The organism is Streptomyces sp. NPDC048734, assembly GCF_043198675.1.
GTDB lineage: Bacteria > Actinomycetota > Actinomycetes > Streptomycetales > Streptomycetaceae > Streptomyces.
On sequence record NZ_JBICUZ010000025.1, the window covers coordinates 1 to 18,551 of the forward strand.

At 72.3% G+C, this 18,551-nt stretch carries 15 protein-coding genes; 10 read left to right on the plus strand and 5 right to left on the minus strand.

The features are described 5' to 3' along the window. Nucleotides 1-194 precede the first annotated feature (194 nt). Nucleotides 195-2,243 carry a glycoside hydrolase family 31 protein gene (locus tag ACGFQC_RS34650; RefSeq protein WP_363092016.1) on the minus strand — a complete coding sequence of 683 codons (2,049 nt, stop codon included), beginning with the start codon at nt 2,241-2,243 and terminating at the stop codon, nt 195-197. A gap of 231 nt (nt 2,244-2,474) precedes the next feature. Continuing rightward, a complete protein-coding gene (locus ACGFQC_RS34655; protein ID WP_363092017.1) occupies nt 2,475-3,524 on the minus strand; it encodes a LacI family DNA-binding transcriptional regulator in 1,050 nt (349 codons plus the stop codon). 245 nt (nt 3,525-3,769) lie between these two features. Between ACGFQC_RS34655 and ACGFQC_RS34660 the strand changes: the two genes are divergently transcribed. The 8 genes from ACGFQC_RS34660 (at nt 3,770) to ACGFQC_RS34695 (ending at nt 14,428) form a co-directional block, all read left to right on the plus strand. Then, complete coding sequence (locus ACGFQC_RS34660) at nt 3,770-4,579, plus strand: endo-1,4-beta-glucanase (protein WP_363092018.1); 810 nt, start codon at nt 3,770-3,772, stop codon at nt 4,577-4,579. 123 nt (nt 4,580-4,702) lie between these two features. Beyond that, nucleotides 4,703-6,637, plus strand: coding sequence for an acyl-CoA dehydrogenase family protein (locus tag ACGFQC_RS34665; RefSeq protein WP_363092019.1), 1,935 nt, complete (start codon nt 4,703-4,705; stop codon nt 6,635-6,637). Between the two features lie 107 nt (nt 6,638-6,744). After that, nucleotides 6,745-8,001: a 1-deoxy-D-xylulose-5-phosphate reductoisomerase gene (dxr, locus tag ACGFQC_RS34670; protein ID WP_363092020.1), complete on the plus strand. Its 1,257-nt coding sequence runs from the start codon at nt 6,745-6,747 to the stop codon at nt 7,999-8,001. An 8-nt stretch (nt 8,002-8,009) separates the two neighbouring features. After that, nucleotides 8,010-9,302, plus strand: coding sequence for a site-2 protease family protein (locus tag ACGFQC_RS34675; RefSeq protein ID WP_363092067.1), 1,293 nt, complete (start codon nt 8,010-8,012; stop codon nt 9,300-9,302). Nucleotides 9,303-9,509: 207 nt separating this feature from the next. Further along, on the plus strand, nt 9,510-10,667 hold the full coding sequence (ispG, locus tag ACGFQC_RS34680) for a flavodoxin-dependent (E)-4-hydroxy-3-methylbut-2-enyl-diphosphate synthase (RefSeq protein ID WP_363092021.1): 1,158 nt from the start codon (nt 9,510-9,512) through the stop codon (nt 10,665-10,667). Between the two features lie 266 nt (nt 10,668-10,933). Then, a complete protein-coding gene (locus tag ACGFQC_RS34685) occupies nt 10,934-11,782 on the plus strand; it encodes a GNAT family N-acetyltransferase (RefSeq protein WP_363092022.1) in 849 nt (282 codons plus the stop codon). Nucleotides 11,783-11,900: 118 nt separating this feature from the next. Next, nucleotides 11,901-12,431, plus strand: coding sequence for a GNAT family N-acetyltransferase (locus ACGFQC_RS34690; RefSeq protein WP_363092023.1), 531 nt, complete (start codon nt 11,901-11,903; stop codon nt 12,429-12,431). A 293-nt stretch (nt 12,432-12,724) separates the two neighbouring features. Continuing rightward, a complete protein-coding gene (locus ACGFQC_RS34695) occupies nt 12,725-14,428 on the plus strand; it encodes a proline--tRNA ligase (RefSeq protein WP_363092024.1) in 1,704 nt (567 codons plus the stop codon). Nucleotides 14,429-14,570: 142 nt separating this feature from the next. On the opposite strand, the gene ACGFQC_RS34700 is transcribed toward ACGFQC_RS34695, so the two are convergent. Genes ACGFQC_RS34700 through ACGFQC_RS34710 form a run of 3 tightly spaced genes read right to left on the minus strand, consistent with a single transcriptional unit; the run spans nt 14,571 to nt 16,675 of the window. Continuing rightward, entirely contained in the window at nt 14,571-15,464 is an 894-nt protein-coding gene (locus tag ACGFQC_RS34700; protein WP_363092025.1) for an aminoglycoside phosphotransferase family protein, read from the minus strand. A 27-nt stretch (nt 15,465-15,491) separates the two neighbouring features. Continuing rightward, nucleotides 15,492-16,028, minus strand: a complete 537-nt coding sequence (locus ACGFQC_RS34705; RefSeq protein WP_363092026.1) for a ferritin-like domain-containing protein — start codon at nt 16,026-16,028, stop codon at nt 15,492-15,494. After that, on the minus strand, nt 16,025-16,675 hold the full coding sequence (locus ACGFQC_RS34710) for a hypothetical protein (protein ID WP_363092027.1): 651 nt from the start codon (nt 16,673-16,675) through the stop codon (nt 16,025-16,027). The genes ACGFQC_RS34705 and ACGFQC_RS34710 overlap by 4 nt, the downstream gene beginning before the upstream one ends. A gap of 258 nt (nt 16,676-16,933) precedes the next feature. On the opposite strand from ACGFQC_RS34710, the gene rimP reads away from it, so the two are divergent. Together rimP and nusA are read left to right on the plus strand one after the other, a co-directional pair. After that, nucleotides 16,934-17,461 (plus strand): ribosome maturation factor RimP, encoded by a 528-nt coding sequence (gene rimP, locus ACGFQC_RS34715; protein WP_363092028.1) that lies wholly within the window; start codon nt 16,934-16,936, stop codon nt 17,459-17,461. A 2-nt stretch (nt 17,462-17,463) separates the two neighbouring features. Further along, a complete protein-coding gene (nusA, locus tag ACGFQC_RS34720) occupies nt 17,464-18,450 on the plus strand; it encodes a transcription termination factor NusA (RefSeq protein ID WP_363092029.1) in 987 nt (328 codons plus the stop codon). The last annotated feature ends 101 nt before the right edge of the window (nt 18,451-18,551 follow it).

The window sequence follows — 18,551 nt, forward strand, 5'->3', positions numbered from 1 at the left end:
TTTTGGTGATAGTAAACCGAGCGGCGGGGGGGGGCCTAACTTACCACCCAAAACCCCCCCCCCCCCCCGGGGGTGGCCCGGGGGGGGGGGGCCCCCCGGCCCGGGGGGCGCGCCCCCCCCCCCGCCGGTGCGGCGCGGCCGGCCCCTCCTCCCTCCCCGGGACGGGACCGGCCGCGCTTCTTTGTCCGCCGCGGCTACCCGGCCACGGGCAGCCGCGCCCCGTCCCGCAGGAACAGCGGGATCCGGTCCAGCGGCGCGTCGACCGTCACGGCCGAGCCGCCCTCGTACGTCTCGCCCGTCCACGCGTCCGTCCAGCGCGCGCCCACCGGGAGGTAGGCGGTCCGGACCCTCGCGCCCGCCGTCAGCACCGGGGCGACCAGCAGGTCACGGCCGAGGAGGTAGGAGTCGTCGACGGACCAGGCCGCCCGGTCGTCGGGGAACTCCAGGAACAGCGGCCGCATCACCGGCAGTCCCTCCTCGTGCGCCTCCCGCATGACCCGCAGCACGTACGGCTTCAGCCGCTCGCGCAGCCGCAGGTACTTCTCCAGGACGGCCCCGGCCTCCTCGCCGTACGACCACACCTCGTTGGGACCGCCGGTCATCTCCGGGCCCAGCGGCATGCCCGGGTCGCGGAAGCCGTGCAGGCGCATCAGCGGGGACAGCGCGCCGAACTGGAACCAGCGGACCATCACCTCGCGGTACTCCGGGTCGTCCGGGTCGCCGCCGTGGAAGCCGCCGATGTCGGTGTTCCACCACGGGATGCCCGACAGGGCGGTGTTGAGACCCGCCGCGACCTGCCGGCGCAGGGTCGCGAAGTCGGTGCCGATGTCACCCGACCACAGGGCGGCGCCGTAGCGCTGACTGCCCGCCCACGCCGAGCGGTTGAGGGTGATGATCTCGTCGTCGCCGCAGCCGGACGCGCGCAGGCCCTCGTAGAAGGTCCGGGCGTTCTCGGCCGGGTACAGGTTGCCGACCTCCAGGCCCGGCCCCGCCCAGTACCGCAGGTTCTCCGAGAAGCCCGGCTTCAGCTCCGGCTCGCAGGCGTCCAGCCAGAACGCCGTGATCCCGTAGGGGGCGAGGTAGTTGTCGCGGACCCGCGACCACACGAACTCACGGGCGTCGGGGTTGGTGGCGTCGTAGAAGGCGACCTGGACCGGGGTGGCGACCTCCTTGTCCGGCCAGTCGGCGTGCGCCGCCGGGCCGTACTGGGTGCCGATGAAGTAGCCGCGCTGCTCCATCACCGGATGGTTCTCCGACAGCGGGGACACCGACGGCCAGACGCTCACCACCAGCTTGACGCCCAGCTCGTCCAGTTCGCGGACCATCGCGGCCGGGTCCGGCCACTCCTTCGGGTCGAACTTCCACTCGCCCAGGTGCGTCCAGTGGAAGAAGTCGCACACGATGACGTCCAGGGGCAGCCCGCGCCGCTTGTACTCCCTTGCCACGGAAAGGAGTTCGTCCTGGGTGCGGTAGCGCAGCTTGCACTGCCAGAAGCCGGCCGCCCACTCCGGCAGCATCGGCGTACGGCCCGTCACCGCGCTGTAGCGGCGCTGGGCGTCGGCCGGGGCGCCCGCGGTGACCCAGTAGTCGATCTGGCGGGCCGCGTCGGCCACCCAGCGGGTGCCGTTGTGCGCCAGCTCCACCCGGCCGATCGCCGGGTTGTTCCACAGCAGGGTGTAGCCCCGGCTGGAGGTGAGCACCGGGATGCCGACCTCGGCGTTGCGCTGGACCAGGTCCAGCACCAGTCCCTTCTGGTCGAGCCGCCCGTGCTGGTGCTGGCCCAGGCCGTAGAGCTTCTCGTCGTCGTAGGCGGCGAACCGCTGCTCCAGACGGTGGTGACCGCCTCCGACGGCCGTGTAGAGCCGCGGGCCGGGCCACCAGAAGTGGGCGCGCTCCTCGGCCAGCAGCTCCCGGTCGTCGGAGCTGTCCAGGAACCGGACCAGCCCCTCGGCGTCCACCTCGACGGTGAGCGCGCCGACCGTCAGCCGGCCCCGCCCGTCCTCGATCTTGACCGTGGAGGAGGCCGGCGGGGCCTCGGCGAGCAGCGCGCCGGGCAGACCGTCGAGGACGGGACCGCCGAGCCGCGCACGGACCCGGACCCCGTCCGGACCCCACGGCTCGACACGGACGGTCTCCTGGCGGCCGCTCCACTCCAGCGCACCGTCCCGCTCGCGGAAGGTGCCGACGGTGGGAGACGACTGCGCCAGGCTGACCTGGGGCTGGTTTTCGGCAGGCTGATTCACGTGGCGTGCTCCTGTGCTCCTGGAGGAGTGAGTCATGGAGGGGGAAGAGACGTGGGGGTGCCAGGGACGCGGCACCGGTGCGGCTCGGGACGTCGGGGACGAGTGGGGGCGTGCGGGGACGACTGGGGCGTGCGGAGGCGCGCAGGGGCGTGCGTGTCGGTCAGGACGTCGGGAACGTACGGGTCGGGCGGGAGCGCACGGGGGCGTTGCGGGGGCGGTACGGCCCTCCGGTCAGGAAGCGGCCGGCGCGGGGCCCGAACTCGCGCGGACCGTCAGCTCCGGGGCGAGCAGCACCACGTCGTCGTCACCCCGGCCGTCGAGCTTGGCCATCAGCTGCTCCACGGCCCGCCGCCCCATCTCCTGCGCGGGGACGGCGACCGACGTCAGCCGCACCGACGCCTGCACGGCCACCTGGTCGGGGCAGATGGCGACCACCGACACGTCCTCGGGGACGGCCCGGCCCTGCTGGCGCAGCAGCGCGAGCAGCGGCTCGACCGCCGACTCGTTCTGCACGACGAAACCGGTGGTGCCGGGCCGCTCGTCGAGGATCCGGGCCAGCGTCACCGCCATGGCGTCGTACCCGTTCTCACAGGGGCGGTGCAGCACGCGCAGGCCCAGTTCCTTCGCGCGGGACCGGAGCCCGTCGAGGGTGCGCTCGGCGAAACCGGTGTGCCGCTCGTACACCGCGGGCGCCTCGCCGATGACGGCGAGGTCGCGGTGGCCGAACGTCGCCAGGTGCTCCACGCACAGCGCGCCGGTCGCGCTCCAGTCGAGGTCCACACAGGTCAGGCCCGTGGTGTCGGCGGGCAGCCCGATCAGGACCGACGGCTGGTCGTCCCCCCCTCTCGACTTCGCTCGACCGGGGGTGCCCCCATCGCGCAGCAGCGGCAGCCGCTCGTCGTCGAGCTGGACGTCCATCAGGATCATCGCGTCGGCGAGTCCGCTGCCGGTGACCCGGCGCACCGCGTCGGGACCCTCCTCGCCGGTGAGCAGCAGGACGTCGTAGCCGTGCGTACGCGCCGTGGTGGTGACCGCGATGGCGATCTCCATCATCACCGGCACGTACATGTCGGTGCGCAGCGGGACCATCAGCGCGATGATGTTCGACCGGCTGCTGGCCAGGGCCCGCGCGCCCGCGTTCGGGTGGTAGCCGAGCTGGCGGATGCTCTGCTCCACCCGCTCCCGGGTGGTCGCGGAGATGGACCGCTTGCCGCTGAGGACATAGCTCACCGTGCTCGCCGAGACTCCGGCGTGCTGGGCGACCTCGGCGAGGGTGACCATCCAGCTCTCCAAGATGTGTGAAGCGCTTCGACAGTGCGCAGGGGGAACAAGGGCGGGTGAGGGTGCTTTGACAGTAGCTCTAGCGGGAGTGGGTGTCCATAGGTTGTCGAAGCGCTTCGACAGGGTTTCTCCGGCGTTTCCCCGGCACGGTTCGGCGGGCCGGATTCCGCGGCCGCGGCAACCTTGCGTGCCCGCTGCGACCACTGGGAGGACGTACAGGAACCGTCCCCCCGGAAGGACCCCCGATGCAACACCGCAGACCCCGCCTCTCCCGGACGGCGAAGGGCCTCGTCGCCGCCTCGGTCGCGCTCGCGGCCGCCGCCGGCGTGACCGTCGCCCAGGCGGGTGAGTCGAGCAAGAAGTGCGCGGCCTTCGACACCGTCACGCTCGGCAAGTACTACGTGAACAACAACCTCTGGAACCAGGAGAAGGCCGTGGGCAGCCAGTGCGTCTGGGACAACTCCCTGACGGGCTCGACCGTGTCCTGGGGGACGAGCTACGACTGGGCCAACAGCGCCACCGGCAAGGACTACGACGTGAAGTCCTACGCCAGCACCGTCCTCGGCTGGCACTGGGGCTGGAAGGTCGACAAGGCGAGGACCGGACTGCCGATCCGGGTCGGCGACCGCAAGAAGGTGACCGTGAGCTGGGACTTCTCCGTCTCCGCGAACCCCGGCGTCATGAACGTCGCCCACGACCTGTGGCTGCACGACAAGAACACCGCGGACTGGCAGGACCAGCCCACCGACGAGGTCATGATCTGGCTCAACCGCCAGGGCGGCGCGGGCCCGCTGGGCACCAAGTACGGCAGCGTCAGCCTGGGCGGCGCCATGTGGGACATCTACCGGGGCGACATCGGCTGGAACGTCTACTCCTTCGTCCGCCGCACCAACACCACCAAGGCCACGTTGAACCTCGACGACTTCACCCAGGCACTCGTCCGGCGCAAGCTGCTGAGCAACGACAAGTACGTCTCCGGCATCGAGTCCGGCACCGAGGTCTTCAAGGGCAAGGGCCGTCTGGACACGAAGTCGTACACGGTCACCGTCGGCTGAACGGGCCCGCGAGGGGTGGTGGGTCCGCCCCGGATCGGGTACCAACGATCGGGTAGCACCCATCGGTGACCGATTCGGTGACCGATGCGGTCCGAGATCCCGATTCGCGGCGAGGTGAGCCTCATGTCCGCACCACCCCTCAAGAAGCCCGTCGTCACCGAACGTGAGGCCCGGCAGGTGGCGGAGGCCGCCCGGGAACAGGACTGGCGCAAGCCCAGCTTCGCCAAGGAACTGTTCCTGGGCCGTTTCCGCCTCGACCTCATCCACCCCCACCCCCTCCCCGCCGACGAGGCCGTACGGCGCGGTGAGAAGTTCCTGGCCGAGCTCCGCGCGTTCTGCGAGACGCGGATCGACGGCGCCCGCATCGAGCGCGAGGCCCGCATCCCCGACGAGGTCGTGGCCGGCCTCAAGGAACTCGGCGCCCTCGGCATGAAGATCGACCCCCGGTACGGCGGGCTCGGCCTGACCCAGGTGTACTACAACAAGGCGCTGGCCCTGGTCGGCTCGGTCAGCCCGGCGGTCGGCGTGCTGCTCTCGGCGCACCAGTCGATCGGCGTACCGCAGCCGCTCAAACTGTTCGGCACCGACGAGCAGAAGCAGCGGTTCCTGCCGCGCTGCGCCCGCACCGACATCAGCGCCTTCCTCCTCACCGAGCCGGACGTCGGCTCCGACCCGGCCCGCCTCGCCACCAGCGCCGTGCCGGACGGCGACCACTACGTCCTCGACGGCGTGAAGCTGTGGACCACCAACGGCGTCGTCGCCGACCTGCTGGTCGTCATGGCCCGGGTGCCCCGGAGCGAGGGCCACCAGGGCGGCATCACCGCCTTCGTCGTGGAGGCGGACTCGCCCGGCATCACCGTGGAGAACCGCAACTCCTTCATGGGACTGCGCGGCATCGAGAACGGCGTCACCCGCTTCCACCGGGTCCGCGTCCCCGCCGCGAACCGCATCGGCCCCGAGGGCGCGGGCCTGAAGATCGCGCTGACCACCCTCAACACCGGACGGCTGTCGCTGCCCGCCTCCTGCGTGGCGGCCGGCAAGTGGAGCCTGAAGATCGCCCGCGAGTGGTCGGCGGCCCGCGAGCAGTGGGGCAGGCCCATCGCCGGCCACGAGGCGGTCGGGGCGAAGATCTCCTTCATCGCGGCGACGACCTTCGCCCTGGAGGCCGTGCTCGACCTGTCCTCGCAGATGGCCGACGAGAACCGCAACGACATCCGCATCGAGGGCGCCCTGGCCAAACTCTTCGCCTCCGAGATGGGCTGGCGGATGGCCGACGAACTGGTCCAGATCCGCGGCGGCCGCGGCTTCGAGACCGCCGACTCCCTCGCCGCCCGCGGCGAGCGGGCGGTCCCCGCCGAACAGGTCCTGCGCGACCTGCGCATCAACCGCATCTTCGAGGGCTCGACGGAGATCATGCACCTGCTGATCGCCCGCGAGGCCGTCGACGCCCACCTCTCGGTCGCCGGCGACCTCATCGACCCCGACAAGTCCCTCCAGGACAAGGCGAGGGCGGGCGCGGGCGCGGGTCTCTTCTACGCCCGGTGGCTGCCGAAGCTGGTCGCGGGGCCCGGTCAACTCCCGAACTCCTTCACCGAGTTCAAGCACGAGGTCGACCTCTCCCCGCACCTGCGGTACGTCGAGCGGCACGCCCGCAAGCTGGCCCGCTCCACCTTCTACGCCATGTCCCGCTGGCAGGGCCGCATGGAGACAAAGCAGAACTTCCTCGGCCGGATCGTCGACATCGGCGCCGAACTGTTCGCGATGAGCGCGGCCTGCGTGCGCGCCGAACTCCTGCGCTCCCGCGGCGAGCACGGCCGCGAGGCCTACCAGCTCGCCGACGCCTTCTGCCGCCAGTCCCGCATCCGGGTCGGGGAACTCTTCACCCGCCTGTGGTCCAACACCGACGACCTCGACCGCAAGGTCGTCGAGGGTGTCCTCACGGGCACCTACGAGTGGCTGGAACAGGGCGTCCTCGACCCCTCGGGCGAGGGCCCGTGGATCGCCGACACCACCGCGGGACCGTCCGAACACGAGAACGTCCATCGCACGATCGGGTGAGACCGCGCACACCGGGCCCCGGGTGTCCCGCCCAGAGCCCTCCCGTGAGGAGGGCCGTGGGGGGACACCCTGTCCGCCCACCCGTGCGGTGCGGCAACAATGGGGGCATGAGCGACAGTCCAGCCCCACTCGCCGACCCGCATCTCGTCTACGACCCCGTGGCGGGCGACGGCCCCAAGGACGTGGTGATCCTCGGGTCCACCGGGTCGATCGGCACCCAGGCCATCGACCTCGTGCTGCGCAACCCGGACCGCTTCCGGGTGACCGGCCTGTCCGCCAACGGCGGCCGGGTCGCCCTCCTCGCCGAGCAGGCCCGCCGACTGCGGGTGCGGACCGTCGCGGTCGCCCGCGAGGACGTCGTGCCGGCCCTGCGGGAGGCCCTGAGCAGCGCGTACGGCCCCGGCGAGCCGCTCCCCGAGATCCTCGCCGGACCGGACGCGGCCACCCGGCTCGCCGCCTCCGACGGCCACACCGTGCTGAACGGCATCACCGGCTCCATCGGCCTCGCGCCCACCCTCGCCGCCCTGGAGGCGGGCCGCACCCTCGCGCTCGCCAACAAGGAGTCGCTCATCGTCGGCGGCCCGCTGGTGAAGGCGCTCGCCGAGCCCGGCCAGATCATCCCGGTCGACTCCGAGCACGCGGCGCTGTTCCAGGCCCTCGCGGCCGGCACCCGCGCCGACGTCCGCAAACTCGTCGTCACCGCCTCCGGCGGCCCCTTCCGCGGCCGCACCAAGGACCAGCTGGCGCACGTCACCGTCGAGGACGCCCTCGCGCACCCCACCTGGGCCATGGGCCCGGTCATCACGATCAACTCGGCGACCCTCGTCAACAAGGGCCTGGAAGTCATCGAGGCGCACCTCCTCTACGACATTCCCTTCTCCCGCATTGAGGTGGTCGTGCACCCGCAGTCGTATGTCCACTCGATGGTTGAGTTCACGGACGGATCGACACTGGCGCAGGCGACGCCCCCCGACATGCGCGGGCCCATCGCCATCGGCCTCGGCTGGCCCGAGCGGGTTCCCGACGCGGCGCCCGCCTTCGACTGGAGCAAGGCGTCGACGTGGGAGTTCTTCCCGCTCGACGACGACGCCTTCCCCTCCGTGAACCTCGCCCGGCACGTCGGCGAGCTCGCGGGGACGGCCCCGGCGGTGTTCAATGCCGCCAACGAGGAGTGCGTGGAGGCGTTCCGCGAGGGCGCGCTGCCGTTCAACGGGATCATGGAGACCGTGACGAGGGTCGTCGAGGAGCACGGCACCCCACGCGCGGGAACCTCACTCACCGTGCCGGACGTCCTCGAAGCGGAGACCTGGGCGCGCGCCCGGGCCCGGGAACTGACGGCACAGACGGCGGAGGCCCGTGCATGACGACCCTGATGTTCATCCTCGGCATAGTGGTCTTCGCGTTCGGCCTGCTGGTGTCGATCGCCTGGCACGAGCTGGGCCACCTGTCCACCGCCAAGCTCTTCGGCATCCGCGTCCCGCAGTACATGGTCGGCTTCGGCCCGACCCTGTGGTCCCGCCACAAGGGCGAGACCGAGTACGGCGTCAAGGCGATCCCGTTCGGCGGCTACATCCGCATGATCGGCATGTTCCCGCCGGGTGACGACGGCCGCGTCACGGCCCGCTCCACCTCGCCCTGGCGCGGCATGATCGAGGACGCCCGCTCGGCGGCGTACGAGGAACTCCGGCCCGGCGACGAGACGCGCATGTTCTACACGCGCAAGCCGTGGAAGCGGGTCATCGTGATGTTCGCGGGCCCCTTCATGAACCTGGTCCTCGCGGTCGCCCTCTTCCTCACCGTCCTGATGGGCTTCGGCATCCAGCAGCAGACCACGTCCGTCGCCTCCGTCTCGCCCTGCGTCATCGCCCAGAGCGAGAACCGCGACACCTGCGAGAAGTCCGACCCCGCCTCCCCGGCGGCGGCCGCCGGCATGCAGAAGGGCGACAGGATCGTCTCCTTCGCCGGCAAGCCCACCGAGGACTGGGACACCCTCTCCGACCTCATCCGGGTCAGCGCCGGCAAGGAGGTCGCGATCGTCGTCGACCGGGACGGCCGCGAGGTCACCCTGAACGCGAAGATCGCCACCAACCTGGTCGCGAAGAAGGACGCCGGCGGCTCCTACGTCCAGGGCGAGTACGTCAAGGCGGGCTTCCTCGGCTTCAGCGCGGCCACCGGGGTCGTCAAACAGGACTTCGGCGAGTCCACGGTCTGGATGACCGAACGCGTCGGGGACGCCGTCGACTCCCTCGCCGCCCTGCCCTCCAAGATCCCCGCCCTGTGGGACGCGGCCTTCGGCGACGGCCCCCGCGAACCCGACTCCCCGATGGGTGTCGTCGGCGCGGCACGGGTCGGCGGAGAGATCGCCACCCTCGACATCCCGGCCTCCCAGCAGCTCGCGATGTTCGTGATGCTGCTCGCCGGCTTCAACCTCTCCCTGTTCCTGTTCAACATGCTCCCGCTGCTGCCGCTCGACGGCGGACACATCGCGGGCGCCCTGTGGGAGTCGCTGCGCCGCAACCTCGCCAAGGTGCTGCGCCGCCCCGACCCCGGCCCCTTCGACGTGGCGAAGCTGATGCCGGTGGCCTACGTGGTGGCCGGGATCTTCATCTGCTTCACCCTGCTCGTCCTGGTGGCGGACGTGGTCAACCCGGTGAGGATCTCCTAGTCGTACGGCGTTCAGGGCGGCCCGGCACGATCCGTGCCGGGCCGCCCTCCCCCGAGCGGGGTCCGATGGCCGGCGAGGGTGCCCCGCCCGGGTGTTCCGAGGACGGGGGAGTGCCCGCGCAGGGGCGTCCGTGCCGTAATCTCGAAGCCTGGAGCCCGCCACCGACGGGACCTGGACGTTGATCCACGACTTGGGGTTGCACAGCAGATGACTGCGATTTCTCTCGGCATGCCGTCCGTTCCGACCAAGCTCGCCGAGCGCCGCAAGAGCCGGCAGATCCAGGTCGGGTCCGTGGCGGTGGGCGGTGACGCTCCGGTGTCCGTGCAGTCGATGACGACGACGCGGACCTCGGACATCGGGGCGACGTTGCAGCAGATCGCCGAGCTGACGGCGGCGGGCTGCCAGATCGTGCGGGTGGCCTGTCCGACGCAGGACGACGCGGACGCGCTGGCGACGATCGCGCGCAAGTCGCAGCTGCCGGTGATCGCGGACATCCACTTCCAGCCCAAGTACGTGTTCGCCGCGATCGAGGCGGGCTGCGCCGCCGTCCGCGTCAACCCCGGCAACATCAAGCAGTTCGACGACAAGGTCAGGGAGATCGCGAAGGCCGCCAACGAGCACGGCACCCCGATCCGCATCGGGGTGAACGCCGGCTCGCTGGACCGTCGCCTGCTGCAGAAGTACGGCAAGGCCACCCCGGAGGCGCTGGTGGAGTCCGCGCTGTGGGAGGCGTCGCTGTTCGAGGAGCACGACTTCCGCGACATCAAGATCTCCGTCAAGCACAACGACCCGGTCGTGATGATCGAGGCCTACCGCCAGCTCGCCGCGCAGTGCGACTACCCCCTCCACCTCGGCGTCACCGAGGCCGGCCCCGCCTTCCAGGGCACCATCAAGTCGGCCGTGGCCTTCGGCGCGCTGCTCTCGCAGGGCATCGGCGACACCATCCGCGTCTCCCTGTCCGCCCCGCCGGTGGAGGAGGTCAAGGTCGGCAACCAGATCCTGGAGTCCCTCAACCTCAAGCAGCGCGGCCTGGAGATCGTCTCCTGCCCGTCCTGCGGCCGCGCCCAGGTCGACGTCTACAAGCTGGCCGAGGAGGTCACGGCGGGCCTGGAGGGCATGGAGGTCCCGCTGCGGGTCGCCGTCATGGGCTGCGTGGTCAACGGCCCCGGCGAGGCCCGCGAGGCCGACCTCGGCGTGGCCTCCGGCAACGGCAAGGGGCAGATCTTCGTCAAGGGCGAGGTCATCAAGACTGTCCCCGAGTCCAAGATCGTGGAGACCCTCATCGAGGAGGCCATGAAGATCGCCGAGCAGATGGAGTCCGACGGCGTGACCTCCGGCGAACCCCAGGTCTCGGTAGCGGGCTGACCACTGCCGATCGCCGCAGGCGTCCAGGGCGCGGGGAACCGCGCGCCCGGCCGCAACGCTCCCGCACGGGTACGACCGGCCCGCACCGCCGGGCGCCGCAGGCCGGTCGTACCGCCTCAGGAGTCCGGGAGCGGCGGGAACCGTGCGTACCGGCCCGGAGGCTCCCGCAGGGGATCGTGGCACAGGCCCCTCACAGCGGGCGGCGCCGCACAACCTCGGCGGGTACAGTGCGGAGATCAGGCAGACCCCAGTGTGAGGCCCCGCACGTGTTGACGCAGACCACCTCCCGGGTCCTCGAACCGAGCGACCTGGACGCCGCCCTCGCCGTCCTCGACCGTGAGCCGGTCACCAACGCCTTCGTGACCTCGCGGGTGCAGGTCGCGGGCCTGGACCCGTGGCGCCTCGGCGGAGAGATGTGGGGCTGGTACGAGGACGGCATGCTGACGTCCCTGTGCTACGCCGGCGCCAACCTGGTCCCCATCTGCGCCACCCCCCGCGCCATACGCGCCTTCGCCGACCGCGCCCGCCGGGCCGGCCGCCGCTGTTCCTCCATCGTGGGCCCCGCCGACGCCACCGCCCTGTTGTGGCGGCTCCTCGAACCGCACTGGGGCCCCGCCCGCGAGGTCCGCGCCCGCCAGCCCCTGATGGTCACCGACCGGATGCCGGACGACATCGCTCCGGACCCGTACGTACGCCGCATCCGCAAGGACGAGATGGACACGATCATGCCGGCGTGCGTGGCGATGTTCACCGAGGAGGTCGGCGTCTCCCCGATGGCCGGCGACGGCGGCCTGCTCTACCAGGCGAGGGTCGCCGAACTCGTCGGCTCCGGCCGCTCGTTCGCCCGCCTCGACGACCGGGGCAGGGTCGTCTTCAAGGCGGAGATCGGCGCGGCCACGCCCCGTGCCTGCCAGGTCCAGGGCGTCTGGGTGGCCCCCGAGTACCGGGGGAGGGGCCTGGCCGCCCCCGGCATGGCGGCCGTACTGCGCTACGCGCTCGCCGACGTCGCCCCGGTGGTCAGTCTCTACGTCAACGACTTCAACACGACGGCGAGGCGGACGTACCACAGGGTGGGCTTCGAAGAGGTCGGCGCGTTCATGAGCGTCCTGTTCTGAGGGTTTTGTCCGAGGGTCCCGGGGTCGCTCCCCCCGCGCCGCGTCCGGCTCCGCCCCGGGGCACGACCTGCCCCGTCCGCTCGGCACCCGCCGACCGGACCCCCTGTAGGCTCCCGCCATGGACCTCGTCATCGGCCCCTTGGACCTTCCCGCCCACGTGGACGAGGCTCTCGCAGTGCAAGCCGTGGCCTTCGGGCTGGGCCCGGACGAGGTGGCCGTCCGCCGGCAGATCGTCCTGCGCCACATGACCAGCCCCGGCGCGCGGGCGTACGGGGCGACCGTCGGGAACAGGCTCGTCGGCTTCGTCTACGGCATGCCCAACGACCGCACCCACTGGTGGTCCGCCGTCGTCGAGCCCTACCTGCGCGCCAACGGCACCGACTTCTGGCTCGACGACTCCTTCGTCATCACCGAACTCCACGTCCACCCGCACCACCAGAACCGCGGCGCGGGCCGCTCCCTGATCACCACGATCACCGACACCGCGACCCAGCCGCGCTCGATCCTCTCCGCGATCGACGTCGACAGCCCCGCCCGGGCGCTGTACCACTCCCTGGGCTACCGGGACCTGGCCCGCCGCGTCCTCTTCCCCAGCGCCCCCCGCCCGTACGCCGTGATGGGCGCCCCCCTCCCGCTGCGCCGGGCGTAAACGGATTTCCGGCCGCGCGGGGCTCCCGGCTAACCTCCTAGTGCCGCAACAGGCAACGTTCGCCCCGTCGCGACGCCCGGCACGCTCCCCGGAGGGGGGACCCCGCTCGCCGCACCGGCCGAAAGCCCGAGTACGTCCAGTACGAGGACTTCCGGCCGGCACGCCGAGAGCACGCACCGGACGCCGCTCCTCGACGGGCAGATGTTGCCTGCCGCGGCACCAGCCAGCACCCTCCCCACCCTCGGCCCGTTCCGAGCGGGGCGATTATCCCGATCGGCAGGAGTTCGTACACCATGGCCAACGCACCGGTCCAGCGCATGTCCCAGTTGATGGCGAAGACGCTGCGCGACGACCCGGCGGACGCCGAGGTCCTCAGCCACAAGCTCCTCGTCCGCGCCGGCTACGTCCGCCGCACCGCCGCCGGCGTCTGGAGCTGGCTGCCGCTGGGCAAGAAGGTCCTCGCCAACGTGGAGCGCATCGTCCGCGAGGAGATGGACGCGATCGGCGCCCAGGAGGTGCTGCTCCCCGCCCTGCTGCCGAAGGAGCCGTACGAGGCGACCGGCCGCTGGGAGGAGTACGGCCCCGAACTCTTCCGCCTGAACGACCGCAAGGGCGGCGACTACCTCCTCGGCCCCACCCACGAGGAGATCTTCACCCTGCTGGTCAAGGACCAGTGCACGTCCTACAAGGACCTGCCGGTCATCCTGTACCAGATCCAGACGAAGTTCCGTGACGAGGCCCGCCCCCGCGCCGGCATCCTGCGCGGCCGCGAGTTCCTGATGAAGGACTCCTACTCCTTCGACACCGAGGACGAGGGCCTGGCCGCGTCCTACGCCCTGCACCGCGAGGCGTACCAGAAGGTGTTCGAGCGCCTCGGTCTGGACTACCGCATCTGCGCGGCGACCGCGGGCGCCATGGGCGGCTCGAAGTCGGAGGAGTTCCTGGCTCCGGCCGAGGCCGGCGAGGACACCTTCGCGGACTGCCCGAACTGCGACTTCGCGGCCAACACCGAGGCGATCACGTACGAACTGAAGCCGGTCGACTCCTCCGCCGTGCCCGCCGCCGAGGAGATCCCCACCCCGGACACCCCGACCATCGAGACCCTCGCCGCCGCCCTCGGCGTCCCGGCCTCCGCCACGCTGAAGAACCTCCTGGTCAAGGTGGACGGCGAGATCGTCGCCGTCGGCGTGCCCGGCGACCGCGAGGTCGACATGGGCAAGGTCGAGGCGCACTTCGCGCCGGCCGCCGTCGAGCTGGTCACCGCCGAGGACTTCACCGGCCGCCCCGACCTGGTCCGCGGCTACGTCGGCCCGCAGGGCCTGGGGAAGGTGACCTACGTCGCCGACCCGCGCGTGGCGCCGGGCACCGCATGGGTCACGGGCGCCAACAAGGAGCACACGCACGCGAAGAACGTCGTCGCGGGACGTGACTTCGAGGTCGACGCCTACGTCGACGTCGTGGTCGTGAGGGAGGGCGACCCCTGCCCGAAGTGCGGCACCGGCCTCAAGCTGGACCGCGCCATCGAGATCGGCCACATCTTCCAGCTGGGCCGCAAGTACGCCGACGCCCTCAAGCTCGACGTCCTCGGCCAGAACGGCAAGCCGGTCCGCGTCACCATGGGCTCGTACGGCATCGGCGTCTCCCGCGCGGTCGCGGCCCTCGCCGAGCAGAGCGCCGACGACAAGGGCCTGTGCTGGCCCGCCGAGGTCGCCCCGGCCGACGTGCACGTGGTCGCGGCCGGCAAGGCCCTCCAGACCGAACTGGCCCTCGACGTCTCCGAGAAGCTGCGGGCGGCCGGCCTGCGCGTCCTGGTCGACGACCGGGCCGGGGTCTCGCCGGGCGTGAAGTTCACCGACTCCGAGCTGATCGGCGTACCGAAGATCCTGGTCGCGGGCCGCCGTTCCGCCGAGGGCGTCCTGGAGCTGAAGGACCGCAGGACCGGCGAGCGCGAGGAGCTGACGGTGGACGAGGCCGTCGCCCGCCTCACGACCGCGTAAGCAACGCCCCGGACCACCCCCGGACCCTTCCCGCGCCCTCCCGGGGCGCGGGAAGGGCGCGCCGGGCCGCCCCGGAACCGAGGCCCCGGACCACCCCGCCCGAGGGGAACCCGCCCGGGCCCGCCCGCCCGGAGCCATCCGGCTAGACCCACCCGGCGAACTCCAGCAACAACTCGGCGTCCTTGGGCCGTCCCACGCTCAACGCCCGCACGCCCGACTCCACCGCCCGGAACAGCGTCCACCCCCGCAACCGCTCCTGCTCCACCTCCAGAGACTCCGCGAGCCGCTTCACCCGCCGCCGGGTCGTCGCCGCCCCCGACGGGGAGGCGATCAGGTCCTCCACCCGGTCCCGGACCAGCCGCGCCAGGTCGAAGGCGCACTCGCCGACCACCGGGTCCGGCCCCACCGCCAGCCACGGCATCCGCTCACCCGCGAGCACCTTGCTCTGCCGGAACGTCCCGTGCAGCAGCCGGTGCTCGGGCGGCGCGGCCAGCAGCTCCTCGCGGGCCGCGAGCGCCGCGTCGACGAGCCCGGCCACGTCCGCGCCGGCACGCGCGCGCATCACCGCGGCCTGCCGCCCGGTCCGCTCGGCCACCGTCTCGAAGGAGTGCCCGGCGGGCGGTTCCACCCACAGCCGCCGCAGCGTCCCCGCCGCCTCCAGCAGTGCCTTCGCCTCCGGCAGCGACCGCACCGACACATCGGGGTGCAGCCGCTCCAGCAGGAGAACCCCCTCACTCGCCGGGCCCCCCACCAGCTGTACGGCGCCCAGGCCGTCCCAGTGGGCGAGCGCGGCCCGCTCCGCCTCCGGCCGGAACCGGGGCGGGGCCAGTTTCAGCGCGGCCGGCGTCCCGTCGGCACGCCGCACCAGCACCACGAGGCTGCTGCGGCCGCCGGGCACCTGCACCCGCTCGACGGCCAACTCGCGTAGCGCGACGGCCCGGCCGACCGTCTCCGGCAGCTTCTCCAACCAGTCGTCACCGTCCGGTGCGCTCTCGCCGAGCGCCCTGACCAGACGCTGCGGCGGTTCGAAAGCCATACGCGAGTCGTCCTCTCCTGCTGCGGCCTACGCCGTCGGTGTGGGGGTCGGGGTCGAGGCGGGTGCCGGTGCAACCGAGCCCGCCTTCGTCGCCGCGGGGCCGGCCCCGGTGGCGGCCGGGTCCGTCTCCGCACCGGCCCGCTCGGCGAGACCAGGGAAGGCTACGCTCCCGCCGCGCCAGCGCACCGCACGGACCGCGGCCTCCCGCAGCGCCCCGGCCGCCTCGCGGCGCCGGGCGCCGGTGGCCGCCCGGACCAGGTCCGAGTAGACCCCGGCGACGCGTTCCTCCAGCTCGACGGCGAGCCGGACCGCCGCGGCGGAGTCCGGCACCGCGAACGGCAGCGCGTACGCGGCGCTCGCGGCGATGGGCTCGGCGCCCAGACCGCGCACCTCGCGTGCCAGCGCGTCCCGCCGCGCCCGGTGCGCGTCGTACGCCGCCCGGGCCTCCGTGCGCCGCCCCTCGCGGATCCGGCCGCCGACCACCCCGTAGCCGTACACCGCCGCGTGCTCGGCGGCCAGCGCGGCCTGGAGCGCCGTGACCTCACCGGTGTTCCGCCCGCTCATCGGTCCCCCTCCGTCAGCAGGTACGCGTGCGCCGCCCCGGCCGCCGCCACCGAGGCCAGCAGCCGGGCCAGCTCGCCCGGCACGTCCGCCAGGGCCGCGACCCTGCGGTCCGCGAGGGTCCGCTCCGCGCCGGCCAGGTCGGCGAGCGCGCCCTTGGCCGTCGCGGGGACGACGGTGGATGACGCGGACGGGACCGTCCCGGAAGCCGGAACCGATGCCGATGCCGATGCCGACGACGCCGGTACCGACGCCGGGGCCGACGGGGACACGGAGACCGAGCCCGGCGCCGACGCGGAGGCCGAAGCCGAAGCCGAAGCCGACGGTGAGGCCTTCGCGCTCCCCTCCGCGCCGCCGAACGCCGTCACGTGCCGCACGACCTCCGCCCGCAGCGGCGCCAGCCGCGCCGCCAGCGCCGGATGGGCGGCGAGGACCGCGTCGTAGCGCTCCACCAGTCCCGCGCTGTCCGCGGCGGCACGCGCGCGTGCACGCTTCTGCGCGGAGGCCGACGGGTCGTCGCCGGGGGTCTTCCTCCCGGTGTCCCCCTCGCCGGAGGAGCACCCGGCCAGCAGGACGGCCCCGGCGGCCGAGGCGAGCAGAGTTCTTCGGCGCGGCCCGGAGGGGGTGCGCACAGGCGGCGGGAACGGCACGGCAGACGTCCTCGGGGGATCTCGTACGAAAGGAACCGATCACGGGCCGCTCACGCGCGTGCAGGCCCGTGATCACCGTACCCGCGCGTCGGCCCGGCACCACTCACCGGCACCGTCCGTGCCCCGTCGGGCGCCGCCGGGGGGTGTCGGGCGCCGGTGGGCCACTCGGTGGACGGCAACACACCTCGCGACCGGATACCCTTTGACCAGACACGCGCACCGTCCCACAACAGCACACGCGGCCGAGGAGTCACCCGGATGAGCACCACCCAGAGCGAGAGGCTGCGAGAACTGCTCGAACCCCTCGTCACCTCTCAGGGGCTGGACCTCGAAGAGATCACCGTGGACTCCGTCGGTCGCAAGAGAGTGCTGAGCGTGGTCGTCGACTCCGACACCGGAGCGGACCTGGACCGGATCGCCGATGTGAGCCGCGCGCTCTCGGCGAAGCTCGACGAGACGGACGCGATGGGCGAGGGCGAGTACACCCTCGAGGTCGGCACCCCGGGCGCGGAGCGCGCCCTCACCGAGCACCGCCACTACGTCCGTGCCACGGACCGCCTGGTGAAGTTCCAGCTCCACGAGGGCGGCGAGGTCGTCGCCCGCATCCTCGGCGTGGACGACGACGGCCTCGACGTCGAGGTGCCGGGCGTGAAGGGCCGCAGGGCCACCGCGCGCAGGTTCGCCTTCGGCGACATCGACAAGGCCCGCGTCCAGGTCGAGTTCAACCGCAAGGACAAGCAGGACGTGCAGGACGTGCAGGACATGAAGGAAGAGGAGGAGGCGTAGCCGTGGACATCGACATGAGTGCCCTGCGGGGCTTGGTGCGGGAGAAGGAGATCTCCTTCGACCTGCTGGTCGAGGCGATCGAGTCGGCCCTCCTCATCGCCTACCACCGCACCGAGGGAAGCCGCCGCCACGCGCGCGTGCGGCTCGACCGGGAATCCGGTCATGTGACCGTGTGGGCGAAGGAGGATCCCGAGGACCTCGAGGAGGGCCAGGAGCCCCGCGAGTTCGACGACACCCCGTCCGACTTCGGCCGTATCGCCGCCAGCACGGCCAAGCAGGTGATCCTCCAGCGTCTGCGCGACGCCGAGGACGACGCGACGCTCGGCGAGTACGCGGGCCGTGAGGGCGACATCGTCACCGGCGTGGTCCAGCAGGGCCGCGACCCGAAGAACGTGCTCGTCGACATCGGCAAGCTCGAGGCCATCCTGCCGGTGCAGGAGCAGGTCCCGGGTGAGACGTACCCGCACGGCATGCGCCTGCGGTCGTACGTCGTGCGGGTGGCGAAGGGCGTGCGCGGTCCGTCCGTGACGCTCTCGCGGACCCACCCCAACCTGGTGAAGAAGCTGTTCGCGCTCGAGGTGCCGGAGATCGCCGACGGCTCCGTCGAGATCTCCGCCATCGCCCGCGAGGCCGGCCACCGCACCAAGATCGCCGTACGGTCCACCCGTTCGGGCCTGAACGCCAAGGGTGCCTGCATCGGCCCGATGGGCGGCCGGGTGCGCAACGTCATGGGCGAGCTGAACGGCGAGAAGATCGACATCGTCGACTGGTCGGACGACCCGGCCGAGATGGTGGCGAACGCCCTGTCGCCCGCCCGGGTGTCCAAGGTGGAGGTCGTCGACATGGCGGCCCGCTCCGCGCGCGTGACGGTGCCGGACTACCAGCTCTCGCTGGCGATCGGCAAGGAGGGCCAGAACGCCCGCCTCGCCGCGCGGCTGACCGGCTGGCGGATCGACATCCGGCCGGACACCGAGCAGCCCGGCGAGTGAGCCGGGGGATCACCCCCCCGCGGACGAACCGGGAGACCGGCCCGCGGACGAACCGGGAGACCGGCCCGTGACGCACCGGGGGAATAGATCCAAGCCGTAGC